27 protein-coding genes and 1 pseudogene are annotated in these 24,600 nt (G+C 68.4%); 12 read left to right on the plus strand and 16 right to left on the minus strand.

The genetic code is table 11. The features are described 5' to 3' along the window. Nucleotides 1-19: 19 nt before the first annotated feature. The 4 genes from NLX83_RS12955 to NLX83_RS12970 are packed head-to-tail and all read right to left on the minus strand — an operon-like array spanning nt 20 to nt 2,321. A complete protein-coding gene (locus NLX83_RS12955; protein WP_254235065.1) occupies nt 20-859 on the minus strand; it encodes a hypothetical protein in 840 nt (279 codons plus the stop codon). Nucleotides 860-904: 45 nt separating this feature from the next. Beyond that, complete coding sequence (locus NLX83_RS12960; protein WP_254235066.1) at nt 905-1,405, minus strand: carboxymuconolactone decarboxylase family protein; 501 nt, start codon at nt 1,403-1,405, stop codon at nt 905-907. Beyond that, nucleotides 1,405-1,857: a hypothetical protein gene (locus tag NLX83_RS12965; protein WP_254235067.1), complete on the minus strand. Its 453-nt coding sequence runs from the start codon at nt 1,855-1,857 to the stop codon at nt 1,405-1,407. The genes NLX83_RS12960 and NLX83_RS12965 overlap by 1 nt, the downstream gene beginning before the upstream one ends. Further along, nucleotides 1,854-2,321, minus strand: coding sequence for a hypothetical protein (locus NLX83_RS12970; RefSeq protein WP_254235068.1), 468 nt, complete (start codon nt 2,319-2,321; stop codon nt 1,854-1,856). Before NLX83_RS12970 ends, NLX83_RS12965 begins: the two co-directional genes overlap by 4 nt. Before the next feature lie 179 nt (nt 2,322-2,500). On the opposite strand from NLX83_RS12970, the gene NLX83_RS12975 reads away from it, so the two are divergent. Beyond that, nucleotides 2,501-3,085: an RNA polymerase sigma factor gene (locus NLX83_RS12975; RefSeq protein ID WP_254235069.1), complete on the plus strand. Its 585-nt coding sequence runs from the start codon at nt 2,501-2,503 to the stop codon at nt 3,083-3,085. Then, nucleotides 3,078-4,160, plus strand: a complete 1,083-nt coding sequence (locus NLX83_RS12980) for a CU044_5270 family protein (RefSeq protein WP_254235070.1) — start codon at nt 3,078-3,080, stop codon at nt 4,158-4,160. Before NLX83_RS12975 ends, NLX83_RS12980 begins: the two co-directional genes overlap by 8 nt. 54 nt (nt 4,161-4,214) lie before the next feature. On the opposite strand, the gene NLX83_RS12985 is transcribed toward NLX83_RS12980, so the two are convergent. The 3 genes from NLX83_RS12985 to NLX83_RS12995 all read right to left on the minus strand — a co-directional run bounded on the left by NLX83_RS12985 (nt 4,215) and on the right by NLX83_RS12995 (nt 6,732). Continuing rightward, nucleotides 4,215-5,006 (minus strand): transporter substrate-binding domain-containing protein, encoded by a 792-nt coding sequence (locus NLX83_RS12985; protein ID WP_254235071.1) that lies wholly within the window; start codon nt 5,004-5,006, stop codon nt 4,215-4,217. 7 nt (nt 5,007-5,013) lie between these two features. Then, a complete protein-coding gene (locus NLX83_RS12990) occupies nt 5,014-5,619 on the minus strand; it encodes a DUF4232 domain-containing protein (protein WP_254235072.1) in 606 nt (201 codons plus the stop codon). 69 nt (nt 5,620-5,688) lie between these two features. Then, nucleotides 5,689-6,732 (minus strand): gamma-glutamylcyclotransferase family protein, encoded by a 1,044-nt coding sequence (locus tag NLX83_RS12995; RefSeq protein WP_254235073.1) that lies wholly within the window; start codon nt 6,730-6,732, stop codon nt 5,689-5,691. A gap of 22 nt (nt 6,733-6,754) precedes the next feature. Here NLX83_RS12995 and mtnA point away from each other — a divergent pair, with 22 nt between their 5' ends. Continuing rightward, a complete protein-coding gene (mtnA, locus tag NLX83_RS13000; protein ID WP_254235074.1) occupies nt 6,755-7,762 on the plus strand; it encodes an S-methyl-5-thioribose-1-phosphate isomerase in 1,008 nt (335 codons plus the stop codon). Nucleotides 7,763-7,894: 132 nt separating this feature from the next. Here mtnA and NLX83_RS13005 read toward each other — a convergent pair whose 3' ends face one another. Next, on the minus strand, nt 7,895-9,100 hold the full coding sequence (locus NLX83_RS13005) for a cytochrome P450 (protein ID WP_254235075.1): 1,206 nt from the start codon (nt 9,098-9,100) through the stop codon (nt 7,895-7,897). A gap of 72 nt (nt 9,101-9,172) precedes the next feature. Between NLX83_RS13005 and NLX83_RS13010 the strand changes: the two genes are divergently transcribed. Beyond that, nucleotides 9,173-10,351: a cytochrome P450 gene (locus NLX83_RS13010; RefSeq protein ID WP_254235076.1), complete on the plus strand. Its 1,179-nt coding sequence runs from the start codon at nt 9,173-9,175 to the stop codon at nt 10,349-10,351. Between the two features lie 118 nt (nt 10,352-10,469). On the opposite strand, the gene NLX83_RS13015 is transcribed toward NLX83_RS13010, so the two are convergent. The 5 genes and pseudogenes from NLX83_RS13015 to NLX83_RS13035 all read right to left on the minus strand — a co-directional run. Next, nucleotides 10,470-11,591 carry a LacI family DNA-binding transcriptional regulator gene (locus tag NLX83_RS13015; protein WP_254235077.1) on the minus strand — a complete coding sequence of 374 codons (1,122 nt, stop codon included), beginning with the start codon at nt 11,589-11,591 and terminating at the stop codon, nt 10,470-10,472. Between the two features lie 354 nt (nt 11,592-11,945). Continuing rightward, a complete protein-coding gene (locus NLX83_RS13020; protein WP_254235078.1) occupies nt 11,946-12,602 on the minus strand; it encodes a ceramidase domain-containing protein in 657 nt (218 codons plus the stop codon). A gap of 16 nt (nt 12,603-12,618) precedes the next feature. Further along, the gene (locus tag NLX83_RS13025) at nt 12,619-13,158 is read right to left on the minus strand and encodes a PEP/pyruvate-binding domain-containing protein (RefSeq protein WP_254235079.1); all 540 of its coding nucleotides are present in this window, start codon (nt 13,156-13,158) and stop codon (nt 12,619-12,621) included. Continuing rightward, complete coding sequence (locus tag NLX83_RS13030) at nt 13,158-13,763, minus strand: hypothetical protein (RefSeq protein ID WP_254235080.1); 606 nt, start codon at nt 13,761-13,763, stop codon at nt 13,158-13,160. The genes NLX83_RS13025 and NLX83_RS13030 overlap by 1 nt, the downstream gene beginning before the upstream one ends. A gap of 548 nt (nt 13,764-14,311) precedes the next feature. After that, nucleotides 14,312-14,569: pseudogene (locus NLX83_RS13035) on the minus strand (flavodoxin family protein); the annotation flags it as partial. Between the two features lie 22 nt (nt 14,570-14,591). Between NLX83_RS13035 and NLX83_RS13040 the strand changes: the two are divergent. Continuing rightward, nucleotides 14,592-16,184, plus strand: a complete 1,593-nt coding sequence (locus NLX83_RS13040; protein ID WP_254235081.1) for a recombinase family protein — start codon at nt 14,592-14,594, stop codon at nt 16,182-16,184. 271 nt (nt 16,185-16,455) lie between these two features. Further along, the gene (locus NLX83_RS40955; RefSeq protein WP_256563786.1) at nt 16,456-16,782 is read left to right on the plus strand and encodes an HNH endonuclease; all 327 of its coding nucleotides are present in this window, start codon (nt 16,456-16,458) and stop codon (nt 16,780-16,782) included. Nucleotides 16,783-17,298: 516 nt separating this feature from the next. On the opposite strand, the gene NLX83_RS13050 is transcribed toward NLX83_RS40955, so the two are convergent. The 3 genes from NLX83_RS13050 to NLX83_RS13060 form a co-directional block, all read right to left on the minus strand. Continuing rightward, nucleotides 17,299-17,688: a hypothetical protein gene (locus NLX83_RS13050; RefSeq protein WP_254235083.1), complete on the minus strand. Its 390-nt coding sequence runs from the start codon at nt 17,686-17,688 to the stop codon at nt 17,299-17,301. Nucleotides 17,689-18,174: 486 nt separating this feature from the next. Beyond that, on the minus strand, nt 18,175-18,363 hold the full coding sequence (locus tag NLX83_RS13055; protein WP_254235084.1) for a hypothetical protein: 189 nt from the start codon (nt 18,361-18,363) through the stop codon (nt 18,175-18,177). A 9-nt stretch (nt 18,364-18,372) separates the two neighbouring features. Continuing rightward, nucleotides 18,373-18,636, minus strand: coding sequence for a hypothetical protein (locus NLX83_RS13060; RefSeq protein WP_254235085.1), 264 nt, complete (start codon nt 18,634-18,636; stop codon nt 18,373-18,375). Between the two features lie 290 nt (nt 18,637-18,926). Here NLX83_RS13060 and NLX83_RS13065 point away from each other — a divergent pair, with 290 nt between their 5' ends. From NLX83_RS13065 to NLX83_RS13090, 6 genes are all read left to right on the plus strand, one after another. After that, complete coding sequence (locus NLX83_RS13065; protein ID WP_256563072.1) at nt 18,927-19,373, plus strand: phage terminase small subunit P27 family; 447 nt, start codon at nt 18,927-18,929, stop codon at nt 19,371-19,373. 102 nt (nt 19,374-19,475) lie between these two features. After that, entirely contained in the window at nt 19,476-20,858 is a 1,383-nt protein-coding gene (locus NLX83_RS13070) for a terminase large subunit domain-containing protein (RefSeq protein ID WP_254235087.1), read from the plus strand. A gap of 13 nt (nt 20,859-20,871) precedes the next feature. Further along, on the plus strand, nt 20,872-21,117 hold the full coding sequence (locus tag NLX83_RS13075; RefSeq protein WP_254235088.1) for a hypothetical protein: 246 nt from the start codon (nt 20,872-20,874) through the stop codon (nt 21,115-21,117). Continuing rightward, entirely contained in the window at nt 21,087-22,439 is a 1,353-nt protein-coding gene (locus tag NLX83_RS13080; protein WP_254235089.1) for a phage portal protein, read from the plus strand. Before NLX83_RS13075 ends, NLX83_RS13080 begins: the two co-directional genes overlap by 31 nt. Further along, nucleotides 22,436-24,163, plus strand: a complete 1,728-nt coding sequence (locus tag NLX83_RS13085; RefSeq protein ID WP_254235090.1) for a phage major capsid protein — start codon at nt 22,436-22,438, stop codon at nt 24,161-24,163. Before NLX83_RS13080 ends, NLX83_RS13085 begins: the two co-directional genes overlap by 4 nt. A gap of 60 nt (nt 24,164-24,223) precedes the next feature. Next, nucleotides 24,224-24,592, plus strand: a complete 369-nt coding sequence (locus tag NLX83_RS13090; protein ID WP_254235091.1) for a hypothetical protein — start codon at nt 24,224-24,226, stop codon at nt 24,590-24,592. Nucleotides 24,593-24,600: the final 8 nt, after the last annotated feature.

Raw genomic sequence — 24,600 nt, forward strand, 5'->3', positions numbered from 1 at the left:
AGTACGAAACGGGATTGGTTTAGACCACTTGGGGTGGCGTGGCGGGGGCTCGGCGGAGTGGTTCGACGGCGAGTTGAAGCGCGGCGATGCCGTTGGCGGGAGCGGATTCGGCGATCCAGGTGATCGCGCCCGCCTCACCTTCCCAGAGCATGTCCCAGCCCTCGCGGCCGAGCGGGCGCACGACGTCCTGGAGCACCTCGGGCTTCTCGCAGACCACCGGGCCCAGGTTGATGTCCACCCGGCGCAACCCGGGCTCGCTCTCCGCGCACTCCACGACCTGGGCGGAGCGGGCGAGGCGGCTGGCCACGGCGCGGGCCTGCCACTGCGCGTTGGCGGGGCTGTCCGTGGCCACGTCCACCGACAGCCACAGCACGTGCGTGACGTCGGGGGCCTCGAAGTCCCACGGGGCCTCGCGCTCGGCGGCGGGCTGGACCTCGTCCGGGTCCTCGGCGGTGGCGGCGAACTCGTGGGTGAGTGGATTTCCACCCACCCACGCCTCCACCAGCACGCGCTCGCAGTTGGGCACCAGTCGGCCGATGGTGTTGGGGTCGTCGAGCACGGTCCACGCGGTCGGCAGCTCGCAGGCCACCTGCGGGGTGCCGAACTCCGGCCCCAGTTCGCGGACGAACCTGCGGACCGCCCTGGCCAGGGTGGCCGTCACGTGCTCGGAGACGCGCTCCGAGCTCGGCTTGCTGATCGTCACCGACCAGCAGCCCGGTTCCTCGTCGGAGCAGTCGCCGGCCTCCACGATCCGTCCCCCGACGCGGTTGACCAGCTCACGGCAGGCCGCGCGGGCCTGTCGTTCGTGTTCGGCGCCGACCACCACGGTGATCAGCAGCTCCAGCTCGTCGTCCACCATCGTGGAGCCATTGTGGCGCAGTCCGGTCGGGGACCGCGCGACGGCTCAAACCTCGGCGTCCAGCGCGACCGCCGCGGCGTGCACGATCGCGGCGATCCGCAGCGCGTCGTTCGCCGCCTCCGCGGAAACGTCCAGCGCCGCGTGGTGCGCCCGCACGCAGACCTCGCAGCCGTTGATCGCCGACACCGCCAGGCACCACAGCTCAAAGTCGATCTTGTCAACGCCCAGCCGCGCCACCACCCGCATGCGCAGCCGCGCGGGGAGGTCCGCGCCGATCACGTGCTTGGCGCGGAAGTAGACGTTGTTCATCGCCATGATCGACGCGGCCGCCTTCGCCGCGGTGACGACCTCGGCGGGCACGTGCGCCGCGGCTTCCTCGACGAGCTCGCGCAGCACCACGGCGTTGCGGGCGGCGGCTGCCACCGCGACCACGGTGCCCCACAGCTGCCGTTCGGACAGCGCCGAACCGTCGATCATCAAGCCCAGGTTCTGCTCGATGTCCTCCGCGTAGCCCGGCAGCGCCGCCCTGAGCGCCTCCAGCGACATCAGTTGACCAGGCGGACCAGTTGGACGGGGCGGTCGGCGGCCCAGTGCAGCTCGCGGCCCCCGCTGACCACGACACGGACCTGGCCGCCCGGGTGCAGGGACACGTCGACGAGGCGGGTCACCGGGCCGATGTCCCCGTGCAACCGCACGTCCTGCCCCGGCGCGAGGCGGTAGGCCGGGCAGGGGCCGAGGTTGCGCGCCCGCGAGGCGGGGCAGACCAGCGTCGTGTACAGCTTCCACATCCCGTAGCCCGCCGCGGCGGTGAACAGCGGGAGGAAGCCGACATCGCCCCAGGCCATCGTCGCGAAGGGGATGAAGGCGAACGCGATCGCCGCCAGCACGCCCGAGCTGACCGGCCTGCCCGCGATCATCAACCAGCCGGTGGTGCGCACGGTGCCGTCCAGCAGGAGGCCGCGCGGGGGAGTGGACCCCAGCCGTGTCTTGGTGCTCACAGCTGCCTCCACCGCAGTCGCTGGTCCCCGGGGCCCTTCAAGCACAGCAGACCCTTCCCCTGGTCGCTGATCGCGAAGTCGCCTTCCTTGGGGCAGGGGGAGCCCGCCTTCGGGAACGCCGGGTTCGTCGACGCGGTCGGCTTCGGCGGCGGGGCCTGCGTGCGCGGCGGCTGGGTCGACTTCTTCGGCGGAGGCACCTGACTGGTGGTCGGCGGCGGCGGTGGGGCCTCGGTGGTGGTCTCCGCCGTGGTCGTCACCGGGGTGGTGGTCTCGGCCGAGCTGGTCGTCGGCTGGGTCGACTGGACGACGGTGAGCGCCGCCGGGACCGCTGTCGGGCTGGGGCGCAACAGCGCGCCCGTGCCCCCGAGCGCGCCGAGCCCGAGCGCTGTGCCCGCGACCGCCGCGCCGAGCCGCTGCCAGCCCGGTGCCGTCCACCACCACTGGCGGACCGTCCCTCCGACCATGCTCCACGCTCCCAACCGAGCTACGCGTTTGTACCCCAAGAGGGTGACAGCACGCGCAAGAGCTGCGAACGGCCGGTCTGCTGTGGCCGTGGTCACACTCGTAGAACGCCCCGGTGGGCTCCGGGCAGGAACCTGATGTGCGAACAGTGGCGCCACCGGCGCAGACGAGGGGATCCGCGGTGAGCCGTCCGGACCCGAAATCGGCGTTGGCCGAGCTCTACGACAGCGCGGCCAGGCAGCTGCACCGCTACCTGGCCCGGCGGGTCGGCACCGAGGTCGCCGACGACCTGGTCGCGGAGACCTTCCTGGTGCTGTGGCAGCAGCGGGACTCCGTCGAGTTCGGCGGCGACTCGGCGCGGGCCTGGATGTACGGGATCGCGACGAACCTGGTGCGGCGGCACGCCCGGTCGGAGGAGCGGCGGTTGCGGGCGTGGACCCGGGACGGCGCGCGGCGCGAGGAGGTCGCGGACGTCGGAGACCGGGCCGTGGACCTCGTCGACGCGGGCGCGGTCTCCGGACACCTCGCGCCGATGCTCGCCGAGCTGCCGGAGCGCGACCGCGACGTGCTGCTGATGTCGGCGTGGACGGATCTGTCGCCGACGGAGATCGCGGAGTCGCTGGACATGCACCCGGTCACGGTTCGCACGTGCCTGCACCGCGTCCGGGGGCGGTTGCGCAAGCAGCTGGCCACCCGGATGGACGCGAAGAGCCTTCGTCATGCGGTGCGGGTCAACCAGAGAGAGCGGGGAAACGGGCATGCGTGACGCAGAGCTGAACCGAGCGCTGGACGCGGGTCTGGACGACCTCGCCGATGTGCCCGAGATGACCGAAACCGCGTTCCAGTCGGGCCGTGACCGGCTGTTCGCGGCCATGCAAGCAACGGAGGACGAGTTGACGATCACCCAGGAAGCCCCCGCGCCGAGCGCTCCGCGGCCGCAGTCGCAGCACCGCCCCGGACGGTGGCTGGTCGCCGCCGCCGCGGTCGGCGTCCTCACGGTCGGCGCCCTGGTCTCCCAGACGGTGACCTTCGACGGCAGCAGCGGCGAGGCGCACGCACGAGCGGTCGAGACCTTGAACAAGGCCGCCGAGCTGGCCACGGCCAACACCGACCCGAAGATCGCGCCCGGCCAGTTCCGCTACCGGGCCACGCGCACCGAGGGCATCACGACCTACCAGAGCGGAGGCGCGTCGACCGGCGGAGTCCTCCAGGAGACGTGGATCCCGGCCGACGAGCGGCAGGTGTGGATGGACCGCCGCGCGAACCTCGGCAAGGAGAAGTGGGTCCCCGGCCTGGAGGGCAAGGGCGAGCCCGCCTCCAGCACCCCGCGCCAGCTGCTCGGTGAGTGGCGGGCGCCGTGCGGCGACTTCGACTACTTCGCCGTGGGAAGCCGCAAGTCCTGTGACAAGGGGGACTGGTACAACCCCACCCCGGAGTTCCTCGCCGCGCTGCCGAAGGACCCGAAGCAGCTGTACGAGAAGTTCGTCGCCTCGTTCCCCGGGGGTGACGCGGCCGTGGTGACCTCGGTCGGTTCGCTGCTGAACTCCGGCCGGGTTCCCGCGGACATCAGGGCGACCATCTACCGTGCGCTGGCGCTCGTGCCGAGCCTGGCGGTCACCGCCGACGTCGCCAACCTCGACAACCGCAAGGGGACCGCGCTCGGTGTCCGCCAGGGCGCCGAGTTCCGCGAGATCATCATTGACCCGGCCAACGGCCAGTACATCGGCGAGCGCTCGGTGATGGCCGAGACCGAGTACGGCCTCAAGCCCGGCACGGTGCGCAGCTACAGCGCCGTGAAGACCGCCGTGGTGAACGGGATCGGGGCCGTTCCCACCAGCTGATCGGCGGAAGCAGGACGGACCGGGGCGCTCGGGGGCGCTCCGGTCCGTTCTCGTTCAGCCGAGCCAGGGCTTGCTGATCCGCTCGTAGGTGCCGTCGTGCAGCGCGAGGTTGAGCCACTGGTCGACCCAGTGCTTGAAGACCACGTCGCCGAGCGGGACGAGATATGCCTTCTCCGAGAAGGTGAACGGCTTCTCCGGGTGCACCGCGCAGAGTTCCGGCCGCAGCTTCGCCTGCCAGCGCGTCTCGACCGCGTCGGTGATCATCAGGTCCACCCGGCCCGCGACGATCTCCTCGAAGATCGTGTTGTTGTCCGGGTGCGCGACGATGGTGGCCTGCTTGAGGTTGGCGCGGGCGAACTGCTCGTTGGTGCCGCCCGGGTTGACGATCGCGCGCACACCCGGCTTGTCGATCTGCTCCAGCGTCTGGAAGCGCGCCGCGTTCTCGCAGCGGGTGATCGGCGTCTTACCGTCCACCACGTACGCCTTGCTGTAGAACGCGTGCCGCGCGCGCTCCAACGTGATCGAGACCCCGCCCACCGCGACGTCGCAGCGTCTGCGGAAGTCGTCGACCAGCGTCTTCCACGTGGTCGGCACGATCGTCATCTTCACGCCGAGCCGCTTCGCGAGATCGCCCGCCATGTCCAGGTCGATCCCGCTCCACACCCCGGTCTTGGGGTCGAGGTAGGTGAACGGGCGGTAGTCGCCCGTGCTGCACACCCGGAGTTCGCCGCGCCTGCTCACCTGATCGAGCCGACTGCCGCCGCCGCGCTCCTCCGGGCTCGCACTGGAGATCGAGCCGATGGCGAGCAGGGACACCACCGTGATGAGAACCGCCTTGGCACGCATGCGTGCACTAAATGCGGAAGTACGCCGTCCCGTCAATCTTCCCGCCGTTGCAGACGTAGCCGCTCGTCCACGGAACCGTGAACTGCTTGGTGTCGTCCGGCGGCGTCACGGCGAGCACGTCGGCGGTCGGCGCGCAGGGCCCGTCGGTCGGTTCCTCACCGGCCGGGACGGGGCTCCAGTGCAGCTTCTTGCCCGCCTTCTGGCCCGGCGGGAGCATGACCGTCTTCGGCCCGGGATCGGCCTGGCGCTCGGCCTTCGTCGGCACGCGCTCGCCGTCCTTGCGCCGCAGCTCCATTCCGCCGTAGCCGAAGAGCGTGCACGACTTGCCGCTCTTGTTCGTCACGACGAGCGTCGCGTAGCGCTGGCCCGCTCCCGCGTCGGAGTCCTGCAGCTCGCCGCTGAGATCGGCGGCGGTGCACCGGGTGTCAGCGGGCTTGGCCCCGGCCGGGTGCGGCTCGGCCGGCGGTTTGGCCGCCTCGTTCACCTCCGGTGCCGCCGGGGGCGGTGGGGCCACGAGCGGGTTCGCCGGCTGGGCGGGCGGGGGTGTGCCACACGCGGTGATCGCCATCAGGGCGACCGCGCTGCCAGTGACTGCCTGTCCGATTCGACGCATGTCTAGGACCTCCCTGCCAGGAGTACCCGGGCCCTGTTGTTGTACACCGGAACGGCCCAGTCGGCATGTCTAGACCATCCAGCCGGAGGCCAGCTCCGTCATTCCCGAGACCGCCGCGGTCCAGACGTAGGTCCACGCCACCAGGCCGTCCGCGAGGGTGACCCGGACGCGGCGGTAGTCATCGCCCTCGTACTCGTCGAGCACCCGGAGCGCGGCGGCGGGATCGCGCAGGCCGATCACGCTGCCGGGGACTCCGGGCCCGTCGCCGAGTCGCAGCGCGGGATAACCGAGGCCGGTGTCGAAGAGGCGTCCCGGCAGGCGGTGCGTCGTTCCCGGTCCAACCGCCAGCGGTGCGAGCAGCCGCCACGCCGAGGCTCCCGGCTGCAACGTGCCGTAGACGAACAGCCGGTCCGGCCACTCGTCCGGATCGGGCTCACCGTCCAAAAAGGACACTGAGAGGCCGTGGTGGCCGATGGTTCCTTGCAGGGCGAGGGCCGCGGCCTGGTCGACGTCCGCGCAGCGGACCATCTCGCCGTTCTGCAGCAGCGGCATGCGGATCTCGGTCAAGCCGACGTAGCTGAGCGCACCGTCCACAATGGAGCCATCATCCAGCGTGATCGTCCCACTGCCGACTTTCGCCAACCCGTAGCGCGTTCCGCGTCCCTCGCAGACATCCAGCACGCGGACCTGCTCCCGCGTGGCCAGCCACACCGCGTGCGTCTCCGTGACGCCCGGGGCGGACGCCAGCGTCGCCGGACGTGCGCCGTCACGCATGCGCAGTCCGCTCGCCCAGACCGCGGCCAGGTCGGCGCACCGGGCTCGCAGCACGACGGCGGGCCCCGGCAGGCGCAGCGTCCCGCGCAACCAAGTGATCTTGGACGGACACTGGTTCGAGCCGTAGACCAGGAGCGGGACCCGTTCTGCCAGCGGCGCGGCTCCCCGCTCGGCCAGCCAGTCGTCCAGGTCGGTGTCCCCGGCCAGCCACGATCCGCCGCGCGGGCGCAGCAGGACACCCCGGCCGTCGTGGTGCGCGTAGGAACCGTCAGGCCGCGCGCCCGGGTAGGGCTCGGCCGGGAAATCAGAGTCGCTGAATGAGCTGAACGAGGACGGCATCACCGCGTACCGTACGGAACCCGTGGAGCGGACCACCATCACTTGGGTCGACGGACACGTCGAGACGATCGACCAGACCGTGCTGCCGGAACTCCGGCTGCTTCGATTGTCCACAGTGGACGAATTTGTGGACGCGATCAAACGCCTGGTCATCCGGGGAGCCCCGTTGCTCGGCGCGGCCGGAGCCCTGGGCGTCGCGCTGGCCGCGGCGGTCTCCGCCCGGGAGGGTTACGACCCGGATCGCGTGCGGCGCGACGCCGAACTCATCGCCTCGGCCCGGCCGACCGCGGTCAACCTGCGCTGGGGCGTCGAGCAGGTGCTCCCGTTCGTCGACAAGGGCGCGGACGCGGTGCTCGTCGCTGCGCTCGACCTGGCCGCGGCCGATGTCACCGCGAACAAGCAGCTGGGCAGGCGCGGCGCGGACTTCCTGCGTGAGCAGCTCGGCGACCGGCCGCTGGCGCTGCACACCCACTGCAACGCCGGGGCGCTCGCGTGCGTCGGCTGGGGCACCGCGCTCGGCGTCGTGCGTTCGCTCCAGGAGGACGGCCTGGTCCGGATGGTCTTCGCGGACGAGACCCGGCCGCTGTTCCAGGGCTCGCGGATCACCGCGACCGAGCTGGCCGAACTGGGGCTGCCGCACCGCGTGGTGGCAGACGGGGCCGCGGCCGGGCTGATCGCGCGGGGCATGGTGGACGCGGTGATCGTCGGCGCGGACCGGATCGCGGCCAACGGCGACGTGGCCAACAAGGTCGGCACCTACCCGCTGGCGCTGGCCGCCGCGCGGGCCGGCGTCCCGTTCGTCGTCGCCGCCCCGGAGTCCACGCTGGACGCGGCGACCCCCGAGGGCGCCGCGATCGAGATCGAGGAGCGCGACCCCGACGAGGTGCTGGTCGTGGGTGGCCGCCGGATGGCCCCGGCGGGCACCGGCGCGGTCAACCCGGCCTTCGACGTGACGCCCGCGGACCTGGTGACCGCCATCGTCACCGAGCGCCGGGTGATCCGCCCGGCCCTGGGTGAGCGGGCTTTCTGAAATTTGTCCGCTTGTGACGCTTGACTCCGGCGGATCGCCGGGTCACTCTATGAGAGCGCTCACACAAGGGCGCGACACGGATTCGAGGGGATTGGCCCCAAGGCGGCGGAGGCCAATCCCCTCGATTCCATCTCACCAGGTCACAGGCAGTTCCCGGACCCCGTAGAACGGCGCGTCCATGAGGAACTCCAGCTCCTCCAGCGCGGTGTCCACCCGCAGCCCCGGAGCCCGGCGCAGCAGCGTCCGCAGCACCACTTCCAGCTCCAACCGCGCCAGGTGCTGGCCGATGCACTTGTGCATCCCCCAGCCGAAGGTCATGTGGTCGCCCGCCGGGCGGCAGACGTCGAGCCGGTCCGCGTCCGCGTAGTGCCCGGCGTCGCGGTTCGCCGAGGACAGCGCGACGATCACGCCCTCCCCGGCCTTGATCAGCCGCCCGCCGACCTCGACGTCCGCGACCGCGGCCCGCACCACGCCGTGCTGGGCCAGTCCCAGGTAGCGCAGCAGCTCGTCGGCGGCACCCGCCGCGCGGTCCGGATCGGCCACCAGGTCCGCCCACTGACCGGGTTGCTCGTGCAGCGCCAGCACCGACAGCGCGATCGCGTTGGCCGTCGTCTCGAAGCCTCCGACGAGCAGCAGCACCGACATGCCGACGAACTCCTCGCGCGTCAACTCACCGGTGCGCAGGTGCCGCACAGCCAGGCGGCTGAGCAGATCCGTTCCCGGCTCGGCGGTGCGCTTGGCGATCAGCCGGTCCAGGTAGTCCTCCAGCTCCGCGAGCGCGGTGCCGACCTGGTCCGCCGGTAGCGAGCGGTCGAGGTGGCGGCGGCTGCGGTCGATGAAGAACGCCTGGTCGGACTCTGGCACGCCGAGCAGCAGGCTGATCACCTTGGCGGGCACCGGGACCGAGACGTGCCGCACCACGTCCGAGGGCGCGCCATCGGCGAACAGCGCGTCGACGCAGTCGTCCACGATCGCGGAGACCGCGGGCCGCAGCGCCTCCATGCGGGCCGCGCTGAACTCGGCGGCCAGAATCCTGCGGTACTTCGTGTGCAGCGGCGGATCGGTGACCAGGAAGCTGCCCGGCTTGGCCGCCTTGTCCACCACCGGGCGCAGCTGCGGGTAACCCGGCTTCGCGGGATCGGAGCTGAAGCGCGCGGGGTCGCTGAGCACGCGGCGCACGTCCGCGTAGCGGGTGACCAGCCACGCGGTCTGCCCGTGCCGCAACCGCACCGGGGCCACCGGCAGCTCCGCGCGCAACCGTTCGTACTCGGCGGGCGGGTCGAAACCCGGGCAGCGCGTCATCGGGAATCGCGGGATCTCGGTGTTCTCGCTCGTCACGTCGCCTCCTTGCCGTGATCCTCACACCCGGTACCGACAACGCGGCCATGGGAAATCTCGCATGATGGCCAGGTGGACTACCCGATGCGCCGCGATGATCCTTTCCACCCTCCGCCGGACTACACCCGTTTGCGCGCCGAGCTGCCGGTCTCCCGGGTTCGACTGCGCAACGGACAGCAGGTGTGGTTCGTGACGCGGCAGGCGGACGCCAAGGTGGTGCTCGGCGATCCCGCGTTCAGCTCGGTGCCCAGCGCGCCCGGCTACCCGGCGATCCGGCCGCTGCCGGAGGGACCGCCGCCGCCCGGGGTCTTCCTGGCGATGGACGCGCCGGAGCACACGCGCTTGCGTCGCATGCTGACCGGCGAGTTCACCGTCAAGCGGATGGCGGCGCTGAGCCCGGTGATCGACAAGGTGATCGCGGACTGCCTCGCCGAGCTGACCGCGGTCGATGGCCCGGTTGACCTGGTCGAGGTCTTCGCCCGCCCGGCGCCGTCGCTGGTGATCTGCGAGCTGCTCGGCGTTCCGCACTCCGACCGCTTGTTTTTCAACGAGCGGAGCCAGGTCCAGCTCGACCGCGCCGCGCCTGCTTCGGCTGTCGCACAGGCGGTGGAGGACCTGCGCGCCTACCTGGACGGTTTGGTGCGCTTGAAGACCGCCCGACCCGGCGACGACCTGCTCAGCCGCCTTGTGGTGCAACGGGTTCGCACGGGGGAGCTGGCGCACGAGGAGCTGGTCGGCATCGCCCGCCTGCTCCTGGTGGCGGGGCACGAGACCACGGCGAACATGATCGCCCTCAGCGTGCTGACCTTGCTGACACAGCGTTCGCATTGGCGGGAGCTGTGCGCCGATCCCGCTCTGGTGCCCGGCGCGGTCGAGGAGCTGCTCCGGTTCTCCAGCATCGTGCAGCAGGGCGTCGCCCGCGCCGTCGTCGCCGATGTTTCCGTTGGGGGACAAGCAATGCGGCCCGGTGACGGAGTGCTCGTGGCACTGGCGTCGGCCGACCGCGACGAGAACGTGTTCCCCGACCCCGACACCCTCGACCTGCACCGCCCTGCGGGCCGCCACATCGCGTTCGGCTTCGGCGTGCACCAGTGCCTCGGCCAGATGCTCGCGCGCGCCGAACTCGTCGCCGCCCTGACCGCGCTGACCCGCGCGGTACCCGATCTCCGCCTCGCGATCGACGTGGCCGACGTGGAGTTCCGCCCCGACATGGCCGTCTACGGCATCTCCACCCTCCCCGTCACCACCTAGCCCCACGCCCGCACCATGCCAATGCCGCGTTTGGTGCGTTAGAAGGCCCTGAATGAGTCATTGAGGTACTCCAACTCCCCCAATGACTCATTCAGGGCACTCCACGGCCCTGAATGAGTCATTCGGGGAGTTGGGGAGGAGGGTCAGGGGGAGGCGGGGGTGGGGCGGTGGAGGCGCGCACGACCAGGCTCGGCGGCGGGTCGGTGATCATGACGCGGCTGGGCTTCTCGCCCGACAGCGAGTTGAGCAGCATCTGCGCGGCGCGGCGGCCGAGTTCGCGTTGCGGCGTCTGCACCGTGGTCAGCGGCGGGTTGGTGTGCGCGGCGACGATGTGCTCGTCTATCGCGATCACCGAGAGGTCGCCGGGCACGGTGAGGCCCAGTTCGTGGACGGCGCTGAGCGTGCCGAGCGCGCTGATCAGGTTGGCCACCACGAGCGCGGTCGGGCGGTCCGCCGCGGGCACGTCCAGGATCTCGCGGGCCGCGGCCTGGCCACCGGTCCAGTGGAAGCCGCCGTCGGCGATCCACTCGGGGCGCACCGTGAGGCCGTGCTCGCGCATGGCCGCGGCGAAGCCCTCCTGGCGGCGCAGCCCGGTGTCGGTGCGCAGCGGCCCGCTGACGTGACCGATCCGGCGGTGACCCAGCTCGACGAGGTGCTGCACCATCACCGCGACGTTGCGCTGCTCGTCCATCACGACGGAGGCCGGGTAGCTCGGCGTGCCGCGCTGCACCAGCACCATCGGCAGGCGCTCGCGCTCGGCCCACTCCTGCACGTGCGGGTCGTCCATGCTGGCGAAGGCGACCAGGATGCCGTCGACCCGGCCTTCGAGGCCGAGGCGCTCGTAGCTGATGCCGCCGCCTTCACCCGCGCCCGCGCCCGCCTCGACCAGCATCAGCGTGTACTCCTGCTCGGCGGCCACCTCCTGCACGCCGCGCAGGATCTGGGTGAAGCCGAAGTTGTCCAGGTCGGGCACGAGCAACCCGATCGCCTGCTGGCGTTGCAGCCGGAGCGCACGGGCCTGCTGGTTGGGGCGGTAGCCCAGCTTCTCCGCGGCGTCGAGCACGCGTTGCCGGGTCTCCGCCCGGTACGGCATGTCCTGGCCGCGTAACAGCCGGGACGCCGTCGAGACGTCGACTCCCGCGGCCGCCGCGACCTCGCGCAGCGTCGGCCGTCCCCGCCGCACCGCCGGAGTCGCGACACGATCGCCATCCGGTCGGTCGGCCGCTGACTTCGTGCCCACTTCTCAACCCCCTAGACGGCGCCGAACCGGTGCCACTCTAGGGGGTAGTTCAAGTCGCTCACCGAATCGAAAACGCGATCACTCGGATGGCTGCCAGACAATCGGTTGGTCGATTCCGATGACCTGCACAAGATGGTCACAACCTGGTCAAACGCGTGCACGAACAGACGCGGCAACGGTCACGGACTTTCGGATTTCCCCCGAATCCGACTCATGTCCGTGCCGTGCCGCGTCTCCCCCTTGTACTGCGTCCCCCGGCCCTAGTCAGGACGGAGGTGCGACCCCTCGGCGTACCTCCGCCCCGCTGAGGAAAATCCTGCCGAAGCCGCTTCCGCCCAACATCGGGAGAAACCCCTAAACCTGCCGGGCGCGCACCACGGCGGCCCTTCCCACCAGGTACAACACACACGCGTTCAGCGTGTGCCAGAGGAAGTGCGTTCCCGGCGTGAAGGTGGGGCACACGCTCAGGTCGACCGAACGCAGCAGCAGGGACAGGGCGAAGGTCGCGGTGGCCGTGCCGAACCAGATCCGGTAGCGCGCCAGTTCCCGGTCTCGGCTCGCCGAGAGCGCGACGGTGAAGGCGGCCAGGCCGATGAGCGCCGGGAGGTAGGAAGCCGAGCCCTCGCCGCCGGTGACCATCCCCATCACCGCGTTGAACGCCGCGAAGACCGGGGCGCCGATCCAGGCCAGGGACCAACGCACGCCGTAGAACCAGTGCAGGAAGCACACGACGTAGACGTGGATGAACACCGCGATGAAGAAGACGTCGAGGAACTGCGCCCAGCCGGTCGCGATCGTGTGGAACGCGCCGCTGCCGAGGCCGATCAGCGCCAGCAGCACGGCGAGCACGTACAGGCTGCCCGGCCGGGCGGGCGCCGTCTTGCGCACCGCCAGCCACAGCGCGACCGCGGCGACGAGGAACGCGACGTTGCTGAGCGCGTTGAGCGGTTCGGCCAGCAGGCCCGGCTCCGTGCGCTCGCAGTAGTCGTCGATGTAGTCGGTCCAGGCCATCGAACCCCCAGGTGTGTCAGCCCTGCCCAACCGCGGTCCGCTGGACGCCGACCGCGACGCGGATGGAGCGTAGATCCATACCGCGGTGCGTGGCGTGCAGCAGGGCTTGCGGGGAGAAGACCGACGCGTAGCAGTCGGCGACGCGGTCGGCCAGCTCGTGCCGCGGCACGTAGAGGTAGCCGTTGCTGATGCCCTCGAAGGAATCGCCGTGCCCGGCGAACACGCAGGCGCGCACCGCGGCCACCCCGCCGACGCCGACGAGCCGGTCGAACTCGGTGCGCAGGTCGAACGCCAGCTCGTCGTCCACCCCGGTCGCCCGGAGCTCCTTGCCCGCCGACTCCGACCACGTCAGCAGGTCCGGATAACCGTGCGGCGGCGGCACTCCAAGCCGGTCGAGCACCGAGGTGAGCACGTGCTCCAGCGCGCTCGCCGGGACGCAGAAGAAGGCCGGGACACCGAATCCCTGCCTGCGCAGCGCCGCTTGCCGGGCGAACCGGTGGCCCACCACGGAGGGATCGAGCAGCGCGGGCAGGTCCGCGGTGACCAGACGGGGCATCAGGCGACCCGGGTGGCGTTCCGCCGGTGGCACCTGCTCGCCGCGAACCAGTCGAAGCGCACGCGGCCGACGTCGGCGCCGAACTGGTCGGCGATGCCGACCTCACGCCCGACCCGGCCGGACTCCGGCACGCAGGTCAGGGTGAGCGGGCGCCTCCCCGGCAGTCCGCGGTGCAGCTCGGCGCGCATCCCGAGCAGCGGCGGACCCTCCGGCGGGCACTGGAGATCGCCCAGGGTCACCGCGAAGCGCAGTGCCGCGTCCAGTACTTCGTCGATGCCGAGGACCCGGTTTTCCCTTGGGGCGCAAGAGATCTCGACCTCGACAAGGCCGGTGCAGACCACCTCGCCGTCCCGTACCGCACGCACCTCCCACACCGGCCCGTCGACCTGGCGGGCGCGCAGCTCCACGGGGGAGCCGGTGCACAACGGCCGCCGCATCCGCAGGTCGATCACCAGGCGCCGCGGGCTCAACCCGTCGAAGTCGGCGCCGCACACGCCGCGCACCAGGTCCAGCAGGCCGCGGCCGATGGAGGCGAGCCCGCCGTCCGGCAGCGCCGCGACCCAGTCGGCTCCGTCCAGTTCTGGTAGTACGCCCAGTGTTGTCACGTGTTCCGGTTCTTCACGAAACCTTTCCAGTACAGACGTCATCCCTGCCCCCAGGTCATGAACGAATTTGTAGGGTATGACCTGGGATGAACGAGTCAACAGCGCGCTCACCTGGCTCGTTTGACGGTCTTTATGCTGATTCTGTCCATCTATAGCTGGACGAAGTTGACGAATTGCTGAAACGGGCTGGCAAAGGCGGCCTTTCGGGCGGTCCCGATGTCCGTGCCCGGCGCCCGTTGCCACGAAGGCGATGTCCGGTTTAGGGGGTGTCGAATCGTTATTTTCCCAGGCTGGGTCGGGCGAAGCCGGAAACTTCCCACCCGTTGAATTCTTGCGTCGACATCCTTTTAGCCCGCCTGCCGGTCCGATCTCGTCGAGCGCGTGCAACTCCGGCCCGCCAGACCTTTGAAGTGGTTGGGAGCAAGCCGTGCGACCGAACGCCCTAGTGGCCGACCGGGCTCTTCAGGCATCGGCCAGGCTGTGGCTTCGGCGGTCGGTGAATGCCGGAAGGAATACGTGGCGGCGTCCTTCGAAATCGGCCTGAGCGATCAGGGCATCAGGTTGGCCGCGACCGTCGCGCCGAGTTCCCAGCACGCTCGCAGGTCGTCCTTGCCCGGTTCGCCCGCGACGAGGACGTGGTCGGCGGCCTTCTCCCAGCCCATGCCCTTGGTGATGCCCTCGACCGAGCGCACTGCGCCGGTGGTGTCGTTGTTGCCGTGCACGTAGAGGCCGTACGGACGGCCCTTCGTGGCGTCGAGGCACGGGTAGAAAACGGAATCGAAGAACGTTTTCAGCGCGCCCGATACTTGTATGAAATAGGCTTTGACCATGATGAGCGATGGTGAGGGGGGCGCGCGGATCTACACGCGCGTGTCGAAGTTCGAGCTGCACCAGATGTCGCCTCAAGATCAAGAAGCTGAGTGCCGGACGCTAGCGGCAGCCCACGGCCGTGCGGTCCGGAAGGTCTATCGGGAAGAGCCGGGAACGAGTGCCTACCAGGAGTGGGTGAAGCGACCCGAGTTTGATCAACTTCTGTCGGACGTCCTCCCCGGAGAGATGGTCATCTCCTACGCCGTCGATCGGGTGACGCGGCGCGGAATGGAGCAAGCCGGAGCCGTGCTGCGGGTGCTTGACGATGCGGACGCGTGTCTCGTCACGGTGGCCGACGGGATCGACTCTCGCCGGGACGACGCCGAGTTGAACATTGGGCTCCGCGCGATCATGGCCCGAGGGGAGAGCAAGAACACCTCCACAAGATCGCGTCGAGGCATCGCGAGACGTCGCGCAGAGGGCAAGTGGCTGTGGCATCGGGCGGTCTATGGGCTTCGAGTGGTTGATCAACATCTCCGCCACGACCCCGAGACCTACCCGTACGCGCGGCGCATGGCTGACTTGATGCTGAGCGAACACAGCGGATACGACGTGATGAAGCTCTTTAACGGCGAAGGAATCGCGAGCGCAAGGGGCGGGTTGTGGACCACGGCCAGCGTTCTCAGGATCGTGACCAATCCCGCGTGGGCGGGGGTCGCAATCGTTCGCAAAAGGCTAAAGGGTGGGAAGTACTTCTATCGCCCGATGATCCTCGGTGAGGAGATGGACGACGAGAACGATTTTAAGTCTCCTACGTTCGTAGGGGACGGTGTAGTTACTCTAGAAGAGCATCGTCGCATTGTCGCGTTGGTTGAAGCTAGAAGTCAAGAGCGCGGAATGAAGCGCATGGATGCTCGTTTTGCGAGATCGGGACGCAGGGTCTCGAAGCTGCTGCTCGGAAATGGCCTTGGTTGCTGTGACTCTCTCGCAGATCAGGGGGAAGTGTGCGGATCAAACGTAATGGGCACCGGTAAAGACAAGCAAGACGGTGGCTCTGCTTCGTACACGTGTGAGAGGCGCGCGCGAACTGCTGGTGTGGGTGGCAATTCCTGTGCGGGAATGTACATGAAGCGGGCAATCGCAGACGCCGAAGTCGGTGAGCGGTTCATCAACCACCTAGCAGCGTGTGAACCTGGGGACCCGCTTCTAGATGTCATCGCGGAGCGCTGGACTGCTCATGAGAAGCCTGCGGAGCTTGCGCAGCGGGCAGCCGCTGAGAAGACAATCGGAGAAGTCCGAAAGTCGATCGAACGAGCCGAAGACGCCTTCGCTGATGGGCTGATCGATAAGAGTGGCTTTGCGCGGCAAAAATCTCGCCTTGAAGAACGTCTGTCGGCTGCCATTGAGATCTTCAAGAAAACTCCGGTACCCACTGTTGATATCTCGCCTTTGCTGGACCCGAACCTATCGAGACCAGCATGGGAGGCAGCTTCGGTTCCGGAGAAAAGGGCGCTTCTGCGTCTGGCGGTGAAGAAGGTGCGCTTGAAGCCAGTAGAGAAAAGGAATCAAGGGTGGGACCCTGCGCGTATCGAAATCGACTGGCTCGCTTAATGGTGCTCGCGGCCCGGCGGACGCGGCCCCCAGGTGTGCAGAGATGCAGACTTGGGGGCCGTTTCCGTATCTCTCTATATCCCTCCTCCTCTTCTTCCTTAAGAAGAACCCGGGAGAGGGGTGAACTCGTCATCTCTGCACTACCCGCCCGTTCGCTGGTCACAGCTAAGTAACGAGATCCGGAGTCGCCGCAAAACGCCTGGTCGCTGGTTGTAGCGCGGGGGGTGTACTAGGTGAAGGGGGTGTGCCCGTGGTGGCTACTGCTTGCCGCATGTGCCCCGGCGCTGCGGCCCCCGGTGCGTCCCTGTGCGAGCGCTGCGGCGGTCAACGCCGGACACCCGGAACGGAGAGCACTCGCCGTGCGGCCCGTCGTGCGGTGAACCGCGTTGGCCGCGCCCGGTGCGCGAGCTGTGGCCTTATATATGGGGCCGACCGCATCCGTGTTGACCACGTCGTGGCCCTGGTCGACGGTGGCCGTGACGAGCCCGCGAACGTGCAGGCGCTGTGCGTCGCGTGCCACCTGGACAAGACGAACGCGGAGAACGGGGAGCGAGCGCTCCGGCAGGCGGGGGCGGGGCGAAAGTTCGGGCGGCCCTGACCGCAGGAACAGCCCGGCCCTCTTCTCACACGCCCTGAGTGCGACGGCGTTTTCCTGACAGCGCAACGGATTCTTTACCTGCGCAGATGCTGCAAACTGGGCCAAAACGAGCCGTAGAACGACCTGCTGAAGTGGGGGTAAACGCCCCTGAACTACCCCGTAACCGCCCTTAACGGCGCTTGACGGTGCTTTCCTGGCCCGGTCGGGTACGAGTTCCGCCGCTTGCGCTCGTCTTCGAGCTGCGCGGTGACGTGCTCCCCGACCGGGTCGTTGGAGCCCTTCGAGTAGTGACACCGGGACGGACGATGATGCCGGTCCGTGGAGCGGTCGCTCGGTCTTGTCCTTGGCCCGTGCTTCGGCGTGCTTGCGGATCTGCTCGCCGCGATCTTCCTGCTGCGCCGGTGAAGAATCGGCGGGCCGAGCGCGGAGCAAGACCGCCTGGCCCCCGTCGCCCGCGCCGCGCCGTCAGCAGAGTGGCCGAGGGACTGATGCCTCGGCCACTCACGGTGCAACGAGTCAGAGGGTCCGTTGTGGTCCTTCGGCGTAGATGCTAGTGACGTGGCCCTCAATGTAACCCGAGAAGGAGTTGAAGTGCAGCTTCTTTCCCGCCTGCACGTTCCCGACGTACACAGTATATGACTTGCCCTTGCCGAAGGGGTTCTCAATAATTTCGTACTTGGGTGTCGACTTCTTCATGAAGGCGTGATTGACGCTGTCGTAGTTCTTGATTTCGCAGTTGTAGCTGTGCTCTTTGTTCACCGACCCGTTTCGCGTGCAGGTGACCTTGGCTAGCAGGCCCCTCGAGTCACTGGCTTCCGATGTCGCCGACGAGGCGGCGGAGGCGGCGGGAGTCATCAGAGCGAAAGTTCCCATAACTACCGTCAACACAGTCAACGTGCGTTTCATTGATTCTCCAGAGATTGCCGGGCGCCATCCACCTATCCTGATAGGCAGTTGGCGGAGTGTAGCAGCATTTCCCTCGTTCAGCTTCCGTTGTTGTCGGGGCCGGGAAACGTTTCGGGTACCGCCGAACTTGCCGATTCGGTATGAAGGTGATTCAGGAGGCCGCGATCAATTCCAGGCCCTCTTCTCGCACGCCCTGAGTGCGAAGCCGTCTTTCCTGATCCCGCGTCGGTCGTACTCCCTGCGCGGACGTCGCGGATGGCCCGGAAGCGGACCGTAGAACAGCCTGCTGGCGCGCGGGTGAAAGCCCCTGAAGCCCCGTAGCCGCCCCCTAACGGCGCGCTACTGGGCCTTACCTGGTCCGGGCTGGGTAGGCGTCGCCGCTTGCGCTCGTCTTCGAGTTGCGCGGCGACGTGCTCCCCGGCCAGACCGGTTGGACCTCTCCGAGTGGTGGCCCCGGGACGGACGTGAAGCCGGTCCGCGTAGTGGTCACTGCTCGGAGCTGTTCGCCTCGATCCACTCGGCGAAGGAGTGCGCAACGTTCTGGATGGTGTCGCCCGCGTCTCGGATCGCGGGTGCGTCACCGGCCCGGACGGCATTGCCCATGTCCAAGATCGCGTCGTGCATCACGCTCTTATGCGCGTCGACGGTGCGCTTGATCTGATCGTTTGCGGCCACGCTTGGAGGCTAGCGACTCTGCGGCGGCTCGTCCTTCGTCGTGTCCGACAGCGGCTCGCCGCGTACCCGGCGTGCTCCCACTTCGACGTGGACCTTAGGGACCGGGAGCCACTGGACGGTGACCGTCACGGGCCGGTCGCCAGGGTCCATCTTGGCGAGGATTGAGGCAACAACGGCGTTCATGGAGCGGCCGTGAAGCACGAGCAGCACGAGAGCGCCGCCCGTGATCCAGGGGCTAGCAGACAACAGCGAAGCGAGATCGGACCAGCCCACGAGCACACCCGTCTACAGCTCCCCGGATAGGAGCTGCGCGTGTCGGTGCACCGTCGGTCGTGAGGATGAGTTCAGATGCCTGCTGGACGAATCCGGAAAACACCCCTGCCAAGCCCAAAAGGGAGTGCTCTCGCTCAGCAGTGGTGTTGGTTGTCCGTGTGTGCTCACCGTACATGTGGCGGTGCGGGTGGCGTGCACACCACAACGAATGCGGTCCCTGGACCCTAGGGCCGTGCTCCCCTGTGCTCGTTCGGCAATGCGTAGATCCACAGCTTGAAGGGAGGATCGCCATGTCCCGCTCGAAGGCCAACCCTTCTGGCAACCCGCGTTCTGCGGATGTGACCGCGCCGCCCGTGCATGGTGGTCGCGCTCCCCGTGTCCCTGCGTCGCTTGGCTCTGTGGGCCGTGATGTGTGGCGGGCGGTGTGGGCGGCTGGTGCCGGTGTGTACAACCCGGCATCGGACAGGTTCGTGATCACGCGGTACGCGGAGTTGCACGACCGCCGGGCGGAGTTGCTGGCGGAGATCGACGCGGACGGGCTGACGACGGTGGGCTCCATGGGTCAGCCGGTGATGCACCCGGCGTTGCGCTTCGTGGAGTCGACGGAGAAGGAACTCCGCGCCATTGAGACGACCCTCGGTCTGAACTTGGAGTCGCGGCTCCGTCTGGGGCTTGCCGCGTCCGGCATCACGGAGCGCTCGCTCGCGGATCTGTTGGGAGACCTGGACGACGACTGACGAAAGCGGGGGTGGTGTGAACTGCGCACCGAGGGCCGCCGTGTCCGGAAGTTCGTCCAGCACCTCACCCTAGGTGGCAGCTATCTCGGTCAGCGGTTCCTTTTGCTTGCGTGGCAACGGGAAGTCATTGACGCGATTTACGCGCTGACGTCTGATGGGGAGCGTCGGCACCGTACGGCGGTCCTGGGGATCGCGCGGAAGAACGGAAAAACTCAGTTGGCTGCGGCGCTTGCGCTGTATCACCTGTGCGCCGATCCGCGCGACTCCGCGCCCGAAGTCGTGTGTGCCGCGAACACGCGCGAACAGGCGCGGATCTTGTTCCGGGAAGCCGCGCGCATGGTGCGGATGTCGCCGCTGCTGGCGAAAATCTGCACGGTCCATCGGGACCGGATCACCTGTCACGCCACGGGTGGCGTCTTCGTGACCGTCTCGGCGGACGCGGGTCTACAGCAAGGTCTTAACCCGTCGTTCGTCGTGATGGACGAGTACGCCCAAGCGAAGAACTCCGACCTGTTCGACGCGCTGACGCTAGGTTCCGCGCAGCGCAGATCACCGCTGTTCCTTGTGATCAGCACCGCCGGTCCCTACCCGGATGGTCCGTTCGCGGAGCTGATCGACCACGGGAACCTGTGTGCCACAGGCGAAGTAGATGACACTTCGTTCTGGTCGCGATGGTATGGGGTTCGTCCGGGTATGACGGTGGATCACACTGACCCGGCGGTGTGGGAGCGCTGCAATCCGTCGTGGTCGATCATGAACAGGAAGGACTTCGAGTCCTCCGTAAAGCGCACGCCAGAGCCAAATTTCAGGATGTACAGGCTCAATGAGTTCATCCGGGGCGGCTCCGCGTGGCTGCCACACGGCGCGTGGAGCAAGCTCGCGCGCCCCGGAGAACTGTTCGCCCCGGGTGACGTGATCGTGGTCGGCGTGGATGCCGCGTGGCGCAACGATTCCACGGCCATCGTCGGCGTCCGCTTGAGGGATCTACACGTGCAGGTGTTGGGGCACTGGGAGGCTCCGCGCGGTGATCCGCATTGGCGGACGCCGATTCATGACGTGATGGAGCGCGTCCGTGACGTGTGCCGGACGTACTCCGTTCGGGAAGTCGCGGCGGACCCGGCGTGGTTCTCCGTGCAAGCGCAGATGCTCAGCGATGAGGGCTTGCCGATCGTGGAGTTCCCGAACTCGGTGGTGCGCATGGTGCCCGCGACGCACGCTGCTTACACGTCCATTGTGGATGGTCTGGTGACGCACTCCGGCCAGCCGGAGCTAGCGCGCCACATCGGCAACGCGGTGCTGAAAACCGACTCGCGTGGTGAGCGGATCACCAAGGAATCCGCGACCAGCCGCCGACACATTGACTTGGCGGTCGCGTTCGTAATGGCGCTCTATCGCGCGTACCTACACCGCGAAGAGCGACCCGTAGACGGGTTCCTGCTCAATGGCGACCCGTGGAACGACATCGAAAACGACGACACGTGGTGAACAGGGGGTGTGGTTGGAGGAGCGCACGCCCGGGAAACTTCGGGCTTTCGCTGACAGGGCAACGAAGACGGCCGCCACGGCGGCACTCGCGGTCTGGGCCTCGATCACAGCGAGCCGCACGGAGCTGATCGCGCTCGCGGGCGGCTGGCAGGTCTCGGAGGGGGCCGCGACCGTGCATCCGGCGGGCGGCCCGCTCGTGCGCGGGGTGCTGCTGATCGTGCTCGCGGTGTGCATCGCACGATCACGGGCGGTGGGCTGATGGGGTTCCTGGACTTCCTCGCTGCCCCGGTCGAAACCCGGTCGGCAACCGCGATTGATCCGGCGGAGGCAACGACCAACGCCGAGCTTGGCGGAGCTGAGCCCGCACTTGCGGCGAAGGCGCTCACACCGCGCGATGCCCTTGCGGTGTCGGCGGTCTACGCGTGCGTGCGGCTGCTGTCGGACACGATCGCTACCACGCCCGTGGGGTTGTTCAAGCGCACGACAACGGGGACACGGGAGCCGTTGGATCGCCCATCGTGGCTGACGAAGCCGAATCCGGACACACGGTGGATTGAGTTCGTGGCCACCGTGATGACCAGCCTTTTGTTGGAGGGCAACGCCTACATTCTGGTGACCCGCGCGGGCGCGGAGATCCTGGCCCTGGACGTCATCCCCGTCTCAGCCGTGACGCCGAAGTACCTCAAACGCGGCAAAGGCCGACGTGAGCTGATCTATGAGCTGTCGCTGACCGGTGAGGACGGGGCACAGGAAGTCGTCGGCGCTCTCTCCCGTGAAGATGTGTTGCACATCAAGGGAATGCCACTCACGGGGAGCCTGACGGGCGTGAGCCCGCTGGATGCCGCACGGCGCACCATCGGCCTTTCCCTTGCCGCACAGGAGTTCGGAGCAGAGTTCTTCGAGAACGGCGCGACACCGGGAGCTGTGATCTCCGTTCCCGGCACGATGACCCCGGCCGGTCTGCGGGCGGCACGGCAGACGTGGCGCGCGATCCACGGCGGAGCCGGGAACCGGCATGGGCTCGCGATCCTCACCGAAGATGCGAAGTTTCAGAAGGTCACGATCTCCCCGGATGAGGCGCAGTTCCTGGAGACCAGGGCGTTTCAGATTCCGGACATCGCGCGCCTGTACGGGGTGCCGCCGCACCTGATCGCGGACGCCTCCGGCTCCACGTCGTGGGGTTCCGGCTTGTCCGAGCAAAACACGGCGTTCGTCCAGTTCGCCGTTCGCGCATGGGCGGAGCGTTTGGAGGAAGGGCTCACCGCGCTTCTCGGCGATGACGCCGTGAGCGCGGGCGAGTTCGTCCGGTTCAACCTGGACGCGCTTGCGCGTGGGGCGCTTGCGGAGCGCTTGGAGTCCTACCGGACCGGCATCCAAAACGGGATCTACGCCCGCGACGAAGTGCGCGCGCTGGAGGATCTTCCGCCGGACCCTTCCGGGCTGGGCGGGTTCCTGATGGTGCCGACGAACCTCGCGATCCTCACACCCGATGGACCGATGGCGCTCACCGCGTCCAGCGACCCGTCTGGGGATACCGACGACACCACCCCGGACGGCGGGGACGAGACGGAGGCTGTTTGAGCGCCGAACGGCGCGATCTCCACGGCGCGGTCGAACTCCGCGCCCTAGAAGGAAAAACCATCATCCGGGGCTATGCCTACGTGTTCAACCGGCTCTCACAAGATCTCGGCGGGTTCCGGGAACGGATCGACCCCGGAGCGGGCCGCGCGGACATGGAGCACGGCGACCTGGTGGCGACGTTCAACCACGACTTCGGCAAACCGCTCGGGCGCACCGGGTACGGGCTGCGGACCGGCCTAGATGACGTCGGCGGCTGGTATGAGATCGACCTCCCGGATACTACGGCGGGCCGTGACGTCGCGGACCTGATCGAGCGCCGCATCATCTCCGGCTCGTCCTTCAGGTTCCGCCTGGGCGACTCGGACGCGGACCAGGAATGGACCCGCGACGACGCGACCGGCGAACTCATCCGCACCCTGCGGGACTTCCGCGTTACTGAGCTGGGACCGGTGACCACACCGGCCTATCCGGACACCACGGCGGCCCTGCGGTCAATTCCCGTTGCACTGCAACAGAATTCCACGGCGTCAGGCCGTGCTGACGGAGAAGGAGACACACTGACGGTCACCACGGCACCCACCACGGCGACGGAGGAGCGCGCCCACGCGGAGCATGCTCTCCAGGCGGTGGCGGACGACCAGCGCGCGGAGATGGAGACGCGCATCCTTGCGCGCCTGGACGAGCTGGACGCCCGCATCGCGGGTCAGGAGGCGGAGGAGCGCGCCAGGGAGACTCGGGATGCGGTGCTCGCGCTGTTGGACGAGCACAACGTGATTCCGATGCAGCGCCCCGGCTCCGATGACAACCGCGCTCTTCGATCGCTGCGTGAAGGTGGGGCGACGGAGTTCCGCGCGATGATGGGCGTCACCGTGGACGCGGCGAACAAGCAGGCAGGCAAGGCTACGCCGCTGCGGTCGCTGTACTCCACGTTGCTTCAGCTCATCGGGGAGCGCTCGTATGTGATTGCGGCCGGTGCCCGGGTGCTTCAGACGACCAGCGGGGAGGCTATCGACTTCCCCCGGGTGCGTCCGGTTCGGCCGACCGTGAAGACGAACGAGGGTGCGCCGCTGCCGGAGAACTACCCGGCAACCGACACGGTCCCGCTGGGTGTGGAGAAGTACGGCTACGTCTCCCACGTCTCGGTGGAACTGGTCCAGGACGACGCCGTGGACCTGGTGGACTTCCTCGCGGCCGACGCCGCGCCGAACCTCGCGGACCAGATGGGCCACGACTTCACCGCCGCGCTGCTGAACCCGACCACGGGCATCCTGCCGGAGCTGCGGACCACGATCACGGGCACCAACATCAAGGACGCCCAGATCACCGACGCCGTCATTGACACGTATTACTCGTTGCCGACGTTCGCGGCCCGGCGGGCGACGTGGATCACCGGCCGGAAGTCGATCGCGCGGTTGCGCAAGCTCAAGGACAACGACGGCACGTACCTGTTGAAGTCCATTTCGGACGGCGGTGTGCTCGTGCTGATGGGTCAGCCGCTGGAGCTTGACCCGGCGTTCTCCGGTGCGAACGAGCACCACCTTGCGCTCTCCGACCTGAGCGGCTTCACGGTCAGGTACGCGGGACCGCTCCGCGTCGCGCGGTCCACCGAAGTGAAGTTCATCGAGGACTTGGTGTCGTTCAAGTTCGTTCAGCGGGCGGGCGGCGCGCTGATCGACACCACGGGATCGGCGCTGCTGACGCTGCCGTCTCCTCCGGCCCCGTGATCCGCGCACGGCCACCCTGACGACCGGTTGGGGTGGCCGTGCCCCTTGCAGTGAAAGGGGATGCACCTGGACTTGTACGCGACGCTGCCGGAGCTGCGCCGCCTGGACGGACTCGGCGACGCCACGTTGTTCCCCGACTCCGACCTGATCGACGGCCGCGCCTTCGCCGTGGAGAAGGTGCAGGACTACACGGGGATGCGTTGGGGTGCGACGAATCCGCCGCCTGTCTCGATCAGGTGGGCGGTGCGCACGCTAGCCCGGCAGTACCTGACCGATCTCCACGCGCGGCTCCCGGACCGTGCTACCTCCCTGGTGAGCGAGTTCGGACAGACCAACTTGGCCCAAGCGGGCGGCGTGTGGCGGCCGACCAGTCTCCCGGAGGTCAACGCGGTCTTGAACGCCTACCGCGAACGCGCACCATTCGGCTGACAGGAGGC

This window comes from Allokutzneria sp. A3M-2-11 16 (assembly GCF_024213555.1).
Classification (GTDB): Bacteria; Actinomycetota; Actinomycetes; order Mycobacteriales; family Pseudonocardiaceae; genus Allokutzneria.